This is a genomic window from Novosphingopyxis baekryungensis DSM 16222 (assembly GCF_000420305.1).
In the GTDB taxonomy this organism is placed as follows: Bacteria; Pseudomonadota; Alphaproteobacteria; order Sphingomonadales; family Sphingomonadaceae; genus Novosphingopyxis; species Novosphingopyxis baekryungensis.
The window spans coordinates 492,584-509,467 of the sequence record NZ_ATUR01000002.1 but is presented as its reverse complement, the minus strand read 5'-3'; the positions used below and the strand labels follow the sequence as shown (position 1 = coordinate 509,467).

At 64.3% G+C, this 16,884-nt stretch carries 13 protein-coding genes; 5 read left to right on the top strand and 8 right to left on the bottom strand.

Translation table 11 applies throughout. The annotated features are described in order from the left end of the window. Positions 1–18: 18 nt before the first annotated feature. The 4 genes from G410_RS15295 to radA form a co-directional block, all read right to left on the bottom strand. Positions 19–1,773, bottom strand: coding sequence for a monovalent cation:proton antiporter-2 (CPA2) family protein (locus G410_RS15295; protein WP_084488931.1), 1,755 nt, complete (start codon positions 1,771–1,773; stop codon positions 19–21). 26 nt (positions 1,774–1,799) lie between these two features. After that, positions 1,800–2,255, bottom strand: coding sequence for an iron-sulfur cluster assembly scaffold protein (locus G410_RS15290; protein ID WP_022672086.1), 456 nt, complete (start codon positions 2,253–2,255; stop codon positions 1,800–1,802). Continuing rightward, positions 2,252–2,773 carry a CvpA family protein gene (locus tag G410_RS0102495; protein ID WP_022672085.1) on the bottom strand — a complete coding sequence of 174 codons (522 nt, stop codon included), beginning with the start codon at positions 2,771–2,773 and terminating at the stop codon, positions 2,252–2,254. The genes G410_RS15290 and G410_RS0102495 overlap by 4 nt, the downstream gene beginning before the upstream one ends. A 75-nt stretch (positions 2,774–2,848) precedes the next feature. Further along, complete coding sequence (gene radA, locus G410_RS0102490; protein ID WP_022672084.1) at positions 2,849–4,219, bottom strand: DNA repair protein RadA; 1,371 nt, start codon at positions 4,217–4,219, stop codon at positions 2,849–2,851. Positions 4,220–4,366: 147 nt separating this feature from the next. Between radA and G410_RS0102485 the strand changes: the two genes are divergently transcribed. Next, positions 4,367–6,703, top strand: a complete 2,337-nt coding sequence (locus G410_RS0102485) for a patatin-like protein (protein ID WP_022672083.1) — start codon at positions 4,367–4,369, stop codon at positions 6,701–6,703. A 41-nt stretch (positions 6,704–6,744) separates the two neighbouring features. Here G410_RS0102485 and dnaJ read toward each other — a convergent pair whose 3' ends face one another. Together dnaJ and dnaK are read right to left on the bottom strand one after the other, a co-directional pair. Next, a complete protein-coding gene (gene dnaJ, locus G410_RS0102480; RefSeq protein ID WP_022672082.1) occupies positions 6,745–7,881 on the bottom strand; it encodes a molecular chaperone DnaJ in 1,137 nt (378 codons plus the stop codon). Between the two features lie 127 nt (positions 7,882–8,008). Continuing rightward, positions 8,009–9,925: a molecular chaperone DnaK gene (dnaK, locus tag G410_RS0102475; protein ID WP_022672081.1), complete on the bottom strand. Its 1,917-nt coding sequence runs from the start codon at positions 9,923–9,925 to the stop codon at positions 8,009–8,011. Positions 9,926–10,103: 178 nt separating this feature from the next. Between dnaK and G410_RS15285 the strand changes: the two genes are divergently transcribed. Continuing rightward, entirely contained in the window at positions 10,104–10,679 is a 576-nt protein-coding gene (locus G410_RS15285) for a copper chaperone PCu(A)C (RefSeq protein WP_022672080.1), read from the top strand. 55 nt (positions 10,680–10,734) lie between these two features. Next, positions 10,735–11,157, top strand: a complete 423-nt coding sequence (locus G410_RS0102465) for a hypothetical protein (protein ID WP_051137169.1) — start codon at positions 10,735–10,737, stop codon at positions 11,155–11,157. A gap of 94 nt (positions 11,158–11,251) precedes the next feature. On the opposite strand, the gene G410_RS0102460 is transcribed toward G410_RS0102465, so the two are convergent. Further along, positions 11,252–11,548, bottom strand: coding sequence for a glycine zipper domain-containing protein (locus G410_RS0102460; RefSeq protein WP_022672078.1), 297 nt, complete (start codon positions 11,546–11,548; stop codon positions 11,252–11,254). A gap of 279 nt (positions 11,549–11,827) precedes the next feature. On the opposite strand from G410_RS0102460, the gene G410_RS0102455 reads away from it, so the two are divergent. Then, a complete protein-coding gene (locus tag G410_RS0102455; RefSeq protein WP_022672077.1) occupies positions 11,828–13,993 on the top strand; it encodes a primosomal protein N' in 2,166 nt (721 codons plus the stop codon). Between the two features lie 79 nt (positions 13,994–14,072). Then, a complete protein-coding gene (locus G410_RS0102450) occupies positions 14,073–15,623 on the top strand; it encodes a S1C family serine protease (RefSeq protein ID WP_022672076.1) in 1,551 nt (516 codons plus the stop codon). On the opposite strand, the gene G410_RS0102445 is transcribed toward G410_RS0102450, so the two are convergent. Then, positions 15,620–16,660: a bifunctional transcriptional activator/DNA repair enzyme AdaA gene (locus G410_RS0102445; RefSeq protein ID WP_028970970.1), complete on the bottom strand. Its 1,041-nt coding sequence runs from the start codon at positions 16,658–16,660 to the stop codon at positions 15,620–15,622. The genes G410_RS0102450 and G410_RS0102445 overlap by 4 nt on opposite strands. Positions 16,661–16,884: the final 224 nt, after the last annotated feature.

Below are 16,884 nucleotides of genomic sequence, written 5' to 3'. Positions count from 1 at the left end.
CCTGTGCGTGACCCTGGCCTAGCCCTGCACCTTTCGCGGATCGAAATGGGCTGAATCCTCGCCGCCAAAGCTCATATGCGATCCGGCATGAAGATCGCCGGATTCGCGTTGCATGCGCATTCGCTCCAGATCCCGCCGTCGATATTCCTCCACCACACGGTCGATCTTGTCCGCATCGCAGTCCAGCGATTCCAGCGCATCGCGCGCCAGGCAGATCGAGCTTTCCAGCACCTCGCGCCGGATCTTGACCCCGCGGGCCGGCTGCAGCGCCAGCGACTGGCGCCGGTCATAGGCACGCACGAACAGCTTGGTCTTGGGGAAGGTTTCCTGGATCGGCACCAGCGCATCGGCGTCCAGTGCCCGGTCATCCATGCAGAACAGGATGGCGCTGGCCTCCGCCGCGCCGGCCCGGCGCAACAGATCCACCCGCGTGCCATCCCCATAGAAAATTTTACGTCCGAACTCGCCGGACAAATCGATCTGATCCGGCTTGATATCGATGATCGTCACATCGCGCCCGGATGCCTGGATGATCTGCGCGGCGGTCTGGCCAAAACGGCCATGGCCCACGACGATGACCGAGGTTACGGGCGAGGCTTCTGGATCATCCAATTCAGCCTCGCTGCGGGTGCGCTTGGTCGCGACCTTGCCCGCCAGGATCATCAGGAACGGCGTGGTTGCCATCGACAGCGTGATCACCGCGCCGAACAGACTGGATGCGGCCGGTTCGATCAGCAAGGCGCGTTCGGCCTCGCTGAACAGCACGAAGCCGAATTCGCCGCCCTGGCTCAGCAGCAGCGCCATGATGAACGCCGGCGAATTGCCAAGCCCGAACAGGCGCGCAAGAATGTAGATGATGCCCGCCTTCACCGTGACCAGCAGCGCCGCCAGGCCGATGATCAGCAACGGATTGGCCGCCACCACGGACAGGTCCAGCATCATGCCCACCGCCAGAAAGAACAGCCCCAGAAGGATCGAGCGGAACGGATCCACATCGGCCTCCAGCTCATGCCGATAAGGCGATTCGGCCAGCATGACGCCGGCGATGAACGCACCGAGCGCGGGCGAAAGGCCCAGATATTCCATCAGCGCGGCGCTGGCGCAGACCGCGAACAGCCCCGCGACCACGAACAGCTCACGCTCCGACACGCGCCCGACCAGCGCGAGCACCGGGTTCAGCACGAATTTGCCCGCCGCGATCAGGATGGCGATGCCGATGACCGCATTGATAACCAGCTGAAACCCCTGCGGTGTGCCAGCTTCGACTGGTGCACGCGACAGGGCCGCCACGATGGTCAGCAGCGGCACGATCGATAAATCCTGAAACAGCAGGATGGAAAAGCTCTTTTGCCCGAATTCGGTCTTCAGGCGGCCCTTGGATTGCAGCAGCGGCAGCACCTGCGCGGTGGAACTGAGGCCCAGCGGCAGACCGATGACCAGCGCCGCCTGCCAGGTGAACCCCATGATCCATAGGATCAGTGCAAACAGCGACAGGCCGCACATGATGACCTGCGCCGATCCAAGTGCAAAGATATCGCGCCGCATCCGCCACAGACGGCTGGGCGACAGCTCCAGCCCGACGAGGAACAGCAGCAGGATGATGCCGATTTCGGCAAAGCTCAGGATCAGATCCGCATCGCCCACCAGGCCCAGCATCTGCGGGCCGATCAACATGCCGCCGACCAGATAGCCCAGCACCGCGCCTAGCCCGAGACGCCGGAACAGCAGCACAAAGATCAAGGCCGCGCCCAGCAGGAAGACGCCGTTGAGCATGGCATCGGCTGCGACATGCACCTCGTTCACGGGGCGGTCCTTTCACCGGAGGATACAGATGCGCGCTCGTCTGCCAGCGCGGCAAGCAGCGTATCATAAGGCAGCAGAATAGCGGGATACCGCGCGGGATATTCCCGTGCCGGACCGAATAACGCGGCATCGTCGAACGGAGGCACGTTATCGATACCTCGCAGATAGTCCGTCATGCGATCGCGCGCCGCGCCAACAGTTTCTTCTGACAATCCCACGGCTTCGCGCAGCAGGATGGCGGCGGATGCCTGGCCCAGAGCGCAGGAGGCAATGTCTGCACTGATATCGGCGATCCGTGCGTCCCCGGCCCGGCGCACCCACAGGGTTACCCGGCTGCCGCAGGTGGCGGACCGCCGCTCCGCATACCCGGCGGGCGGCGGCAAGGCGGCGCCATGCTCCAGCGAGGCCGCGAGCCGCAGAATATCGCGGTTGTACAGCGTGGCCGCGCTCATGCGGCAGACTCCTCGGCATCGGCGGATTCATCGGGCCTTGGCAGAAATTCGCTGAGAGCCTCGCCGGTTGCGTTCATCAGCGGATAGGTGCGCGAATCGGTCAGCCATTCCGGCCGCGCCGCGCCCTCGCCCATCATGGTCTCGAACAGGAACAGCAGGAAAAGGAACAGCAGCGCGGCGAGAATCAGGCCCTTCACCGCGCCGAAGCCGAAGCCCAACACACGGTCCACCGGGCCCAGAACCGATTTGCGCATCCGCGATCCGATGGACCGGGATATCGCCTTCCCGCCCGCATAGATCACGATCACAATCGCCACAAAGGCCAGCGTGGCGGCCCCCGCCCGCGTGCCGATCGGCTCGATCAGAAATTCGGTCAACGGCGCATGGCCAAAGCGCACGGCAAAGACGATCAGCACCCAAGCGATCAGCGACAGCACCTCCTGCACGAAGCCGCGCATGAAGCCCATGACCGCGCCGCCGCCGAGCAGCGCCAGAACAATGATATCGAAGGCCGTCATGCGCAGCCGATTAGGGGAGTTTTGCCTGTGGGGGAAGCGGGCGCGCGACAATGCGCGCGCAAATTTCAAAGCGCGTCAGTCCGCCCCGCCCAGCATATGCTCCACCAGCTTGCCGAGCGTGGCGAAGCTGGTGAGCTTCAGCCCGTCGCCCTTCTCCTTGAGAGAAGACGGCACCATCGCTTCATCGAAGCCCAGCTTCTTGGCCTCGCGCAGCCGCAGCGCACCATGCGCGACGGGGCGGATTTCGCCGGACAGCGATACTTCGCCGAACAGCACCGCACCGCCCGGCAAAGGCCGCTCGGACAGCGCCGAAACCAGCGCCGCCGCCACCGCCAGATCGGCCGCCGGATCGGAAATGCGATAGCCGCCCGCAATGTTCAGATAGACTTCCGCCGTGGAGAAACTCAGGCCGCAGCGCGCCTCCAGCACCGCCAGGATCATCGCCAGCCGCCCACTGTCCCAGCCGACGACCGAGCGGCGCGGCGTGGCCCCGCTGGACAGCCGCACCGTCAGCGCCTGGATCTCCACCAGAACGGGCCGCGTGCCCTCCAGCGCCGGAAATACCGTGGCCCCGGTCAGCGCCTCGCTGCGGTCCGTCAGAAACAGCGCAGACGGATTACTGACCTCGCTCAACCCTTCCTCTTCCATCGCGAACACACCGATCTCGTCGGTGCCGCCGAAGCGGTTCTTGATCGCGCGTAGGATGCGATATTGATGGCTGCGCTCGCCCTCGAAGCTCAGCACGCAATCGACCATATGCTCGAGCACGCGCGGCCCGGCGATATTGCCGTCCTTCGTGACATGGCCGACCAGAAACATCGCCGTACCGCGCAATTTGGCAAAGCGGATCAGCTCCTGCGCGCTGGCGCGGACCTGGCTGACGGTGCCCGGCGCGCCTTCGATCAGATCCGAATGCATGGTCTGGATCGAATCGATGATGAGCAGCGCGGGGGGCTCGCCCTCCCCCAAGGTCGTCAGAATATCGCGCACGGATGTGGCCGACGCGAGCTGCACCGGCGCCTTGCCGAGCCCCAGCCTGCGCGCCCTCAGCCGCACCTGATCGGACGCTTCCTCACCCGAAATATAGACGACCGACAGCCCCTCATGCGCCAGCTTGGCCGCCGCCTGCAGCAGCAGCGTGGACTTGCCGATGCCCGGATCGCCGCCCAGAAGGATGGCCGATCCCGCCACGATCCCGCCGCCCAGCGCCAGATCGAACTCGGCAATGCCGGTGGACCGGCGCGGCGGCAATGGCACTTCGCTATCGAGTGGAGACAGATCGATCGAGCGGCCCCCGCGCTGCAGATCATGCTTTTGCGCGAACACGGTTTCGCCCGCATCCTCGACCAGGCTGTTCCATTCCTTGCAATCGCCGCATTGCCCCTGCCAGCGCGGGGATACCGACCCACAGGCCTGGCAGACATAGCGTTTTTTCGGTTTGGCCATCGCTTTGAGATAGCGAGAACGGATAGAGAACGCCAGTCCTTTTGGGGAGCACGGCACATAGGATAGCGTCTCCCTTCAACTTCGTGCGATGCGCATACCGCCCCCGCACGCTTGCCCCTCCCGCCGCCTTTGCCTAAGCCTTAACCCATGCGGGAAAAGGAACTTCGGCTGGCCATGATCTGCTATGGCGGAGTCAGCCTGGCGATCTACATGCATGGCACATTGAAAGAGGTCTGGCGGTTGCTGCGCGCCAGCCGCGCCCATGCCGATGGCGAGAAGGAGGCCCCGGGCACCGAGCAGGTGTATCTCGATCTGCTGCACTGGATAGAAGACAAGGCTGAGCTGCGGCTGCGGGTGGTCAGCGATATCGTGGCCGGCTCCAGCGCGGGCGGCATCAACGGCATCTTCTTTGCCGAGGCCATCGTCACCGGGCGCTCGCTCGACCCGCTGACCGACATGTGGCTGGAAGTGGCGGATGTCGACAAGCTGTTGTCCGAGGATGCACGGCCCGTAAACCGGTTCAGCAAGATCTGGGCGGAACCCGTCGCCTGGGCGCTGCTGCGCAAAAAAGCGGTGGCGATCGAGAAGACGGTGTCTGCCGAAGCGCGCGAGGAGATATCGGGCAAACTGTCCCGCTTCGTGCGCGCACGCTGGTTTGCGCCGCCTTTTGGTGGCCATGAGTTCACCCGGCTGCTGTTCGATGCGTGCGAGGCGATGAATGCGGGCCCCGTGGGTCCGCGGCTGCTGCCGGCACGCCAACCGCTCGATCTGTTTGTCACGATGACCGATTTCTACGGGCATCGTGAAAGACTGAAGATCAACAGTCCCGATCAGGTGACGGAGACCGAGCATCGTCTGACCATCTCCTTCGACACGCGCAAGGACCGGGAGCACTCGCTGGGGCCATCGGCAGAACTGATTTTCGCCGCGCGGGCCACGGCCAGTTTCCCCGGTGCCTTCCCGCCGTTCACCGTCCGCGAGCTGGACGATGTGCTGGCCGAACGTGGGATCGAGTGGGATCGGCGTGACGCGTTTCTGGAGCGCATCCTGCCCAAACAGTTCGCGGCGGGCCGGGCGGAGGATACGCCGCTGATCGACGGATCGGTGCTGGCCAACGCCCCTTTTTCGCAGGCGGCGAGCGCATTGCGCAACCGCCCGGCACGGCGCGAGGTGGACCGTCGCTTCGTCTATATCGATCCGATCCCCGATGTGTATCTGAATGGCGAAGTGCGAAACGAGGAGAAGGAGGCCCAGCGCATCGGCGTGCCCGGCTGGTTCACCACCATCCTCGGTGCCAGCTCCAGCATCCCGCGCGAACAGCCGATCCGCGACAGTCTGGAAGCGATCGAGCGCCGGTCCGAACGCATCGAACGGATGCGCGAAATCACCCGCAGCCTGCGCGCCGATACCGAACGCACCGTGCAGGCGATGTTCGAGCGCACCTTTTTCCTGTCGCGCCCCACGCCCCGCCGCCTGGCCAGCTGGCGGGACCGCGCGCAGCAGCAGGCCGCCGATGCCGCCGGCTATAGCTATGCGGCCTATGGCTATCTGAAACTCAACGGCATTATCGATGATATTGTCGCCACGCTGCGGCGCGCCTGTCCGGACATGGAGCTGAACTTCTTCTCCGAAGTGCGGCGCACGCTCAGCCGCTATCTTGACGGCCAGGGCCTCGGGCAGATGGCAGATGCCAAAAAGCTCAACGCCAATCCGGCGGCGATCGCCTTTTTCCGCGCGCATGATCTGCGCTTCCGCATCCGCCGCATCCGCTATCTGGCGCGACATTTCAGCGATGAGCTGGAGATGCGTGATCTGGCCGGCCGCGATGCACTGGACGCGATGGAAACGGCCATCTTCGATGCCCTGGCGCTATACCTGGAGCGTGAAACCGGCGATTTTCTCGGGGATGATTTTGCCCAAGTCGCGCAGCTGGCGGTGGAGGAACCGGGCAAGCTGCTCGACGAGATGGCCAAGCGGCGCGGCCTGATGGCGGTGGACGGCGAGGCCGAGACTCTGCTGATCCGCGGGTTCGAGAAACTGCCGCCCGAGGCGCAGCGCAGCATGCTGCTCGCCTATCTCGGCTTTCCGCTGCTCGATATCGCCACGCTGCCCTTGCTGGAGGGCGAGGGTGTGGGCGAGTTCGACCCGATCAAGGTGGACCGGATCGCCCCGGACGATGCGCGCACGCTGCGCACGGGCGGCACGGTCGCCAAGCTGAAAGGCATCGAATTCAATCTGTTCGGGGCATTTTTCAGCCGCGCCTATCGCGAGAATGACTATCTGTGGGGGCGGCTGGACAGTGCCGAGCGGATGATCGACATCATGCTCTCTTCCCTGCCGTCAGGCCAACAGCCGCCGCCGGAGGACATCGTGGCGTTCAAGAAGCGCGCCTTTACCGCCGTGCTGGATGAGGAAGAAGAGCGGCTGAAACGCGTCCAGCCGCTCATCCGTACCCTTAGAGAAGAAGTCGCCGCGATCGGCTGAGCCCATGCCCGCCCCCTACCGGGGCAAATATGCGCTCTGCCCTATTCTGCGAACATCGTCTTGATCTTGCCAAAGAAACCCTGGGCTTCAGGGCATTCGTCACCGGTCTCGGTCTCGCGGAATTCGCGCAAGATTTCTTTCTGCCGGGAAGACAGCTTGGTCGGCGTCTCGACGGCGATCTCCACCACCAGATCGCCATGCCCGCGCCCCTGCAGCACGGGCATGCCGGCGCCGCGCTTGCGCAGTTGCTTGCCGGACTGGATGCCATCGGGGATGCGAATGCTGTGCTCTTCGCCATCCAGCCCCGGTAGGTCGATGGACCCGCCCAGCGCCGCGGTAGTGAAGCTCACCGGCACGCGGGCAAACAGGGTGGTGCCCTCACGCTGGAACAGCGCATGTTCACGCACATGCACGAAAATATATAGATCGCCATGCGCCGCGCCATTCGGCCCCGCCTCGCCCTTGCCGGACAGGCGAATGCGCGTGCCATTGTCGACACCCGGCGGAATGCTGACATCGAGCGTCTTGGCCTTGTCCACCCGGCCCTCACCACGGCAGCTGCGGCACGGCGTTTCGATCACCTGACCCCGGCCCTGACAGGTCGGGCAGGTCCGCTCGACCACGAAGAAACCCTGCTGCGCGCGCACCTTGCCGTGCCCGTTGCACATCTGGCAGCCGCGCATCTCGGTTCCCGGCTGCGCGCCGGTGCCGGAGCAATCGTCGCAATGTTCGGACACCTCGATTTCGATCTCGCTGTCCTTGCCATGATAGGCATCTTCCAGCGTAATCTCGATATCGTAGCGCAAATCCGCGCCGCGGCTCGGCCCGCGCCGGCGGGCGCTGCCGCCGCCGCCAAAGGCATCACCGAACATGCTTTCGAAGATATCGGCAAAATCGCCGAAGCCCTGCGCACCGGCCCCGCCGCGGCCACCGCCGCCCTGCGCGGCATTGGTATAGGCCTCATGACCATATTGGTCGTAAGCCGCGCGCTTCTGCGGGTCTTTCAGGCATTCATAGGCTTCGCCGCAGGCCTTGAACCGTGCTTCGGCCGAGGCATCGCCGGGATTGCGATCCGGATGATGCTGCATGGCAAGCTTGCGATAGGCGGACTTGATGGTCGCGCCGTCGGCGGTCTTCGAGACGCCGAGCTGTTCGTAATAATTGACGGCGGTGGTCATAAAGCGGCCCCAACCCTTCTCGTATATTCAAAATGTCGTAGCTCCGACCCCGCCTGGGCAGGTCCCGCAGAGGAGATCCCTACCCAGAAAGGCCCGGAGCTACGATGTGTCGTCATGCGATGTGGGCTCAGCCCTTGGTGTCTTCATCGACCTCGGAGAACTCGGCGTCGACCACATCGTCGTCTCCGCCAGCCGCATCGCCGGTCGCAGCGCCCGCATCGGCGTCACCGCCCTCGGCCTGCTGCTTCTCGTAGATCGCCTGACCCATCTTCATCGCAACCTGCGCCAGCGCTTCGGACTTGGTCTTCATCGCTTCCGCATCGCCGCCTTCGATCGCCGTCTTGGTCTCGGCCAGAGCGGTCTCGATTTCGGTCTTCAGACCGGCGTCGATCTTGTCGCCATGCTCGCTGAGCTGTTGTTCGGTCGAGTGCACAAGGCTCTCGGCGTTGTTCTTCGCCTCGGCGCCGGCACGGCGTTCCTTGTCTTCCTCGGCAAACTTCTCGGCGTCCTGCACCATCTGATCGATATCCGCATCGGACAGACCACCCGATGCCTGGATCTTGATCTGCTGCTCCTTGCCGGTGCCCTTGTCCTTGGCCGACACGTTCACGATGCCGTTGGCATCGATATCGAACGTCACCTCGATCTGCGGCACGCCGCGCGGGGCCGGCGGGATGCCGACCAGATCGAAATTGCCGAGCATCTTGTTGTCGGCGGCCATCTCACGCTCGCCCTGGAAGACCCGGATCGTGACCGCGTTCTGATTGTCATCGGCGGTGGAATAGACTTGGCTCTTCTTGGTCGGGATCGTCGTGTTGCGATCGATCATGCGAGTGAACACCCCGCCCAGCGTCTCGATGCCGAGGCTCAGCGGCGTCACATCCAGCAGCAGCACGTCCTTGACGTCGCCCTGCAGAACGCCTGCCTGAATGGCCGCGCCCATGGCAACGACTTCATCGGGGTTCACGCCGGTGTGGCTTTCCTTACCGAAGAAATCCTCGACCACCTTGCGCACCTTGGGCATGCGCGTCATGCCGCCGACCATCACGATCTCATCGATCCCGCCCTTGTCGAGGCCGGCATCCTTGAGCGCCTTCTTGCAAGGCTCCAGCGTGCGCTGGATCAGCGCATCGACCATCTTTTCCAGATCGGCGCGGGTGATCGTCTTCACCAGATGCTTCGGACCGTTCTGGTCTGCGGTGATGAAGGGCAGATTCACTTCCGTGGTCTGCGCGCTGGACAGCTCGATCTTCGCCTTTTCAGCGGCTTCCTTCAGACGCTGCAGGGCCAGCTTGTCGCCCTTCAGATCGATGCCTTCGGCCTTTTTGAACTCGTCCGCGAGATATTCGACCACCTTGGAGTCGAAATCCTCACCGCCGAGGAAGGTGTCGCCATTGGTGGATTTCACCTCGAACACGCCATCGCCGACTTCCAGGATGGAGATATCGAACGTACCGCCACCAAGGTCATAGACCGCAATGGTCTTGTTCTCTTCCTTGTCGAGGCCATAGGCCAGCGCAGCCGCCGTCGGCTCGTTGATGATGCGCAGCACTTCCAGACCCGCGATCTTGCCGGCGTCCTTGGTTGCCTGACGCTGGGCATCGTTGAAATAGGCCGGCACGGTGATCACGGCCTGCGTCACGGTTTCGCCAAGATAGCTCTCGGCGGTTTCCTTCATCTTCTGCAGGATGAAGGCGGAAATCTGGGAAGGGCTGTATTTTTCGCCGCTCGCTTCAACCCATGCGTCGCCATTCTGGCCCTTGACGATGTTATAAGGAACGAGCTCGATGTCCTTCTTCGTGGTCGGATCGTCGAACCGGCGGCCGATGAGCCGCTTGATTGCGAACAGGGTCTTGTCCGGATTGGTGACCGCCTGGCGCTTGGCCGGCTGGCCGACAAGGCGCTCATTGTCCTTTGCGAACGCCACGATCGACGGCGTGGTCCGCGCGCCTTCCGCGTTTTCGATAACCTTGGGCTTGCCGCCGTCCATAACAGCAACGCAGCTATTCGTCGTGCCCAGATCAATACCGATTACTTTTGCCATCTTTGTCCCTCGAAATATTCGACAGTGGTAGGAAGCTGGCCCGACCCGTTACGGCATCGAACCAATCTGCTCTGGAACGCGATATAGGTGCCAATTTGCTTGGCACAAGACGGGCGGAGGATTAGGCTGCAGTTCCACCGTCGCCCGCGGAAAAGCTTGCAAACCCTAAGGGAATTCCATGACCTCTCGATATTTTTTCGCTCCGTTGCTGCCTTTGGCCGCCGCGATCGGCCTGGCTTCCTGCGGTCAGGGCCCGGTGCTGGCGGTGAACGAGGCGGTGGTGAAACTCAATCCGGTGGAGAGCAATCCCTCCGCGCTCTACTTCACCATTCAGGGCGGGCCGGAACCGACCACGCTGGAAGATGTGCTGAGCCCGTCCGCCGTGCGCGTGGCGATGCATGAAACCGTGCGCGATCCGCAGACGAATGTCAGCCGCATGGAGCCGCTTCTGCGCGTGGCGGTGCCGGCGAAGGAAGATGTCAGCTTCGGCCCCGGCGGCAAGCATGTGATGCTGTATGGGATCAACCTGCCCGCACGCCGACTGAACGAGATCGACCTCGTTTTTGTTTTCGGCAATGGCGAGCGAATTGCTGTCACCGCGCCGATCCAGCCGATGGGCGGCGCTGCCGATGATGGCGATATGGGGAATATGAAAATGGGCAACGCGAACAGGGCGGCGCTGATCGGAACGCCGGCCCCCAGCTCCGTACCGACCACGGCCATGCCGTCCGACGCGCCGGCACAGACCGACTGACATCTTGTTCGGTGCCCATCCATCCGGCCGCCCCCTGACATCGGGGGAGCAAGCCATGTGCGCCGGCATCTTCGGCCATGCGATCGACTATGCACGGGTGCGCGTGCACCACCGCAAATGGTTTCCGTTTCAGCCGAAACGGGTCACCATGGCGCCCGATGGGCATCTCTGGTTCCATCCGAAGGACGATCTGTTCTGCGGCGATTTCTGTGAAAGCCCGCTGCACCGGCAGGGCCTGTTCATCCATGAAATGACGCATGTCTGGCAGTATCAGAAGGGCATCTTCCTGCCGCTGAAGCGCCACCCCTTTTGCCGTTATGATTATAGCCTGAAGCCGGGCTGGCGGCTGGAGCAGTACGGGCTGGAGCAGCAGGCTGAGATCGTGCGGCATATCTTTCTGCTGCGCGCAGGCGCCAAGGTGCCCGGCGCGCCACCGCTAGCGCAATATGACGGGGTGTTGCCGTTTCGGCCTCAATAACGCCGCGGCCCTCCCGGCTTCGCTGAACTACCCAAAAAAGAAGGGCGCGCCGATCGCACGGCACGCCCTTCTTTTCGATCAAATGATCGCCCGATCAGTAGGGGCGACGCGCCGGATAGCCGCGCGTGCCATAGCAATCATCGTCCAGACGACCACGGCTGTCATAGCCATCGCAGCCATCATTCTTATCGATGAAATAGCCGGCAGCAGCGCCGGCAGCGGCACCAACGGCGGCACCTGTGGCAAGATCGCCGCCCGTGGCGGCGGCAACGCCTGCGCCCAGCAGGCCACCGGCGCCCGCGCCTTCGGCAAGGTAATTATCGGCGCAGCCAGCAAGCGGCATGGCCATCAGCACAGCAGCGGGAAGAAGAGCTTTTTTCATGGTGATCATCAGATTACTCCGGTCGGTCTGTAATTGCGTAACAGGCCTGAAACACCCCGCTTGCCGTACGGTTCCGTAACGAATTTTCGGGACAGCCCTGTCCTATGCGGGCCGCGCGGCCTATATGCAGCGCGTGGCCTATCACCCATCACACCACCCATTCTCCGCATCGATTGACCGCCTTTCTTTTGAAGGCCGAAATCTATCGGGACCGTATAGCGACTCTTGCGAACTTCCGGCGCAGCTCGCCGGCTTGAGCGCACCCGCAGCGCGCCGGAAATCGCGCGCATGAACCGCGCCCGCGTTCTGCTGCGCACCGCCGCCGTCGGTCCGCTCGATTACCGCGTGCCCCACGGCATGACCGCTCAGCATGGCTCGATCGTCGAAGTGCCGCTGGGTCCGCGCAAGCTGATGGGCGTGGTCTGGGAAGAAGAGAAGTTCCAGGTCGAGGAGGTGGGCGACAACCGCCTGCGCAATATCCTGGCCGTGGTCGACACGCCTCCGATCCGCCCGGAACTGCGCCGCCTGGCGGAATGGACCGCGGACTATTATCTGGCCCCGCTGGCCGCCGTGATGCGCATGATATTGCCCAGTTCGTCCGCGCTCGGGCCCGGCGGAACCATCATCGAATATCGCCATACCGGCACCGCCCCGCCCCGCATGACCGCCCAGCGCGAACTGGCGCTGGAAAAGCTGGACGGGGAGCAGGGTCTCGTGCGCGAACTGGCGGCCAAGGCCGGTGTGACCGACGCGGTGATCCGCGGCCTGATCAAGGCCGGATCGTTCGAAGCGGTGGAAGTGAGCGGAGACGCGCCGTTCATCCCGCTCGATCCGGAGCATCAACCGGTCGATCTGACCGCAGAGCAGGCCACAGCCGCCACACGCCTGCGCGCGGCTGTCGAGGCCGAAGCCTTTTCGCCCATTCTGCTCGACGGCGTCACCGGGTCCGGCAAGACCGAGGTGTATTTCGAGGCGGTGGCCGAAGCGTTGCGGCGCGGCCGGCAGGTGCTGGTATTGCTACCGGAAATCGCCCTCACCCAGGCCTTCCTCAAGCGGTTCAAGGCGCGGTTCGGGATGGAGCCTGCCTTGTGGCACAGTTCCATGCGCTCCACCCAGCGCCGCCGGACCTGGCGCGGCGTGGCCGATGGCAGCGCGCAAGTCGTGGTCGGTGCGCGGTCCGCGCTCTTCCTGCCCTATGCCAATCTGGGCTGCATCATCGTGGATGAAGCGCATGAGACCAGTTTCAAGCAGGAGGATGGCGTGCGCTATCATGCCCGCGATGTGGCGGTGATGCGCGGCCTGATGGAAAGCCTGCCGGTCATTCTGGCATCGGCCACACCCGCGCTGGAATCGCGCCACATGGCGGAGATCGGGCGCTATGAGCAGCTCGTCATCCCCTCGCGCTTCGGCAAGGCCCAGATGCCCGACATCCAGTCGCTCGATCTGTTGCAGGACCCGCCGGAACGCGGCCGCTGGATCGCGCCGACATTGGTGCGTGCGATCGAGGAACGGCTGGAACGGGGCGAGCAATCGCTGCTGTTTCTCAACCGACGCGGCTATGCCCCGCTCACGCTGTGCCGTCATTGCGGGCACCGGATTCAATGCCCCAATTGCACCAGCTGGATGGTGGAACATCGCCTGACCCGGCGTTTGGCCTGCCACCATTGCGGGCATCTGGAAAAACTGCCGGAAAAATGCCCCGAATGCGGAGAGGCGGACAGCCTCGTGGCCTGTGGCCCCGGCGTGGAGCGGATCTGCGAAGAGGTGCAGGCGCTCTTCCCCGAGGCACGCAGCGTGGTCGCCACATCGGATACCATCTCCAACCCGGCCCATGCCGCCGAGTTCGTCTCCCGCGTGGAAGCCGGCGCGATAGACATCATCGTCGGCACGCAGCTGGTGACCAAGGGCTATCATTTCCCCAATCTGACGCTGGTCGGCGTCATCGACGCCGATCTTGGACTGGAAGGCGGGGACCTGCGCGCCGCCGAACGCACCTTCCAGCAGATCGCCCAGGTCGCGGGCCGCGCCGGCCGGGCGGAAAAACCGGGGCAGGTCATCGTTCAGACACGCAGCCCCGGCCACGCGGTAATCGAGGCACTGGTCGCAGGCGAACGCGATGCTTTCTACGATGCTGAAACGGAGGCGCGCCGCCATGCGGGCGCCCCTCCCTTCGGAAGGCTGGCGGCCATCATCATATCGTCCGAAGACCAGAGCGAAGCCGCGGAGACTGCCCGCATCATCAAGGCCAGCGCGCCGGAAATGGCGGACGCCATCGTCTATGGCCCCGCCCCGGCCCCGCTCGCCATGCTGCGCGGTCGCTATCGCCAGCGCCTGCTCGTCCATGCCCGCCGGTCCGCCCCCCTGCAGGATGCGCTGCGTGGCTGGCTCGGCAAGCTCGACTGGCCGCGCGGCGTGCGCGTGACCGTGGATGTCGATCCCTACAGCTTCATGTAGGCGCTGCTGCGCTTGAGCCGGAGCGGGCAGCTGCCTACAGCGAGCCACGACTGGCAGGACATCGATAAGGAGCCTTGAATTGACGCGATATCTGTTGGTTTTGCTTTCGCTTCTATGCGGCGCGCTGACCCTGCCATCGGCGGCCAGCGCCGATCCGGGCGATATCGCGGCAGCCAGCCGCGGGGTCGTGCGCGTCGTACTGGTGGCGCAGGACGGCAGCCAGGTCTTCTATGTCGGCCATGGATCGGGCGTGGCGATCGCCCCCGATGTCATCCTGACCAATGCCCATGTGGTGGAACCGGCGCGCGGCGATCGCTCGATCATGATCGGTGTGGTCCCATCCGAAGGCGCCAAGAGCTACGGCGCGCAGATCATCGCGTACAGCCCGTCCAACGATCTTGCCTTGCTCCGGCTTGCCGATGGCGCACGGGTGACGCCGGACACCATCTATACCGGCCCCGCCAGCGACGGCATGGATGTGGTGGCGATCGGCTATCCCAGCACCGTGGACCGGGCGCAGGGTCTGCAGGTCGAGGATATTATCCGGCCACAATCCCCCGTTAAAACGCGCGGATCGATTTCCGGTGGGCGCTCGGCCCGGCAGTTCGACACCATATTGCACACCGCCCCGCTCGGAGCGGGCAATAGCGGCGGACCGCTGGTGGATGCCTGCGGGCGGGTGATCGGTCTCAACAGCTTTGGCTCGATTTCCGACGGCAATGATGCGGAATTCTTCTTCGCCGTATCGGCCCGCGAGATCACCGGTTTTCTGCGCAAGGCGGGCGTCAAACTTCGCACCAGCGCCGCGCCGTGCCGATCGGTCGCCGATCTGACCGCTGCCGAACAACAACGGCAGTCCGAGGCCCGGGCGCGGATCGACCAGGAAGAACGTCAGGCCGCGGCCATGCGCGCATCGGCCGAGGCGGCGGCGCGTCGCAAGGCGGAGCTGGGCGTGATCGCCGATCGTGAAGATGGCATGGCGCTCGCCGGGCTTTTGCTGGCCCTGTCGGTGATCGGCGCAGGCGCAGCGGGGCTGTTCTTCACCCGCGGGCAGAAATATCCGGCCATCGCAGGCGGCGTGGCAGGCGCAGGGCTGCTACTGGGCGCTGTGCTGGTATATTTCGCCCGGCCTTCGATGGCGGATATCGACGATCGGGTAGAGCTGCCCAAGATCAGCGCACCGCAAGACAGTGGGCAAGCCGCCAAGCTGACGGGGCCACTCGTCTGCCGCCTCGATGCCGCGCGCAGCCGCGTGACGGTGTCCGGCGAGAGCGAAATCCCTTTTCGCTATGAGGAGGGCGGCTGCGTCAACGGGCGCACGCAATATGGCCGCGATGGCAGCGCCTATACGCGCATCTTCGTGCCCAACCAGGACAGCACGGTTTCCCGCAACAGTTACGATCCGGCCGCAGGCGAATATCGTGTCGCCCGCTATCTTTTGGGGATGGATGCGATGGAGCGGGCGCGCTCTGTCCGGCAACAGTTCGACGTGCCGAGCTGCGATGCCGGGCCGGACGCGCAGCAAAGGCTCGCGGCGATGCAAAGCGCCATCGATGCCGTTCTGCCCGCGCAGCCGAACGAATTGCTGGTCTATGATTGCAGCAAGGAGGATGCGCGCCCGGACAGCTAGCCGCGCTCTTTTTTCAGCAACCTGCGCTTGATCTCCAGCCCATAGGCATAGCCGCCAAGGCTGCCGTCGCTGCGGATGACGCGGTGACACGGGATAAGCACGGCCACATGATTGCGCGCGTTGGCCGCGCCGGCCGCGCGCACCGCCTTGGCATTGCCCGCCGCCGTGGCGATATCTGCATAGCTGCGGGTTTCGCCTGGCGGAATGGCGCGCAAGGCTTTCCAGCAGGCCTCCTGAAACGCCGTTCCACGCACATCCAGCGGGATATGCGCATAGGCCGCGCCGGGCATCTCGACCGCATCGATGACCTGCTGCAGCAAACAGTTGAACGGCGCGCCGCCCTCGACGAGGTCCGCCTTGGGAAAGCGCCGCCGCAAATCTTCCACCCCTTCGTCGAAGGAGAGGCGGCAAACGCCCTTCTCACTCGCGGCGACCAGCATATCGCCCAGACTGGTCCCCACCACCGCCCAATATAAGGTCGCGCCCTTGCCGCCGTCATTCCATACCGATGGTGCCATGCCCATTCTTCCTTCCGCCTGTTCGTAAAAGCGCGAAGAGGACTGGAACCCCGCCGCATAAAGCGCGCCGGTCACGCTATCCGTCCCGTCGAGCGCGCCATCGACACGCTGCATGCGCAGCGCCCGGCCATAGGCTGCTGGAGACAGCCCGACCTGCCGTTTGAATATCCGCTGAAAATGGCCGGGCGAATAGCCAACCCCGCTGGCCAGATCCGCCAGAGCAATCGGCGCTCCCGCCGCCTTCAGCCGGGGTAGCACCAGCGCCACGGCTTGCCTGTCGCGCGCCACATCGTCCGGCGTGCAGCGCTTGCACGGGCGCAGGCCGGCTTCGCGCGCCGCTGCACCATCTCGATAGAACCGCACATTCTTGCGCGCGGGCGTCTTAGCGCCGCAGCTCGGCCGGCAATAAATGCCGGTCGAGTGCACGCCGGTCACGAAACGCCCATCGAACTCCGGGTCACGCCGTTGCACCGCTTCCCATGCGGCTTCGTCGTCAAGGATCGAATCATCTCGCGTCATGCTGGCCAATGTGCCGGCGGGCAGCGCCCGGCGCATCCCGAAACTTGCGACCGAACCGGGCGAACGCGTCCATGCCCCTGCGTCACCCCGTGATATGCCTCCCTGCCCTTGCAATGGGCAAAATCGGGTGCTAACCGCCCGGCTAGATTGCCAAGGTCGGCTCCCTGGCCCGATCCCTGGTGGCCTGTGTGGGCCTCCACGGAAATTCTTGCAACGGAAGGAAA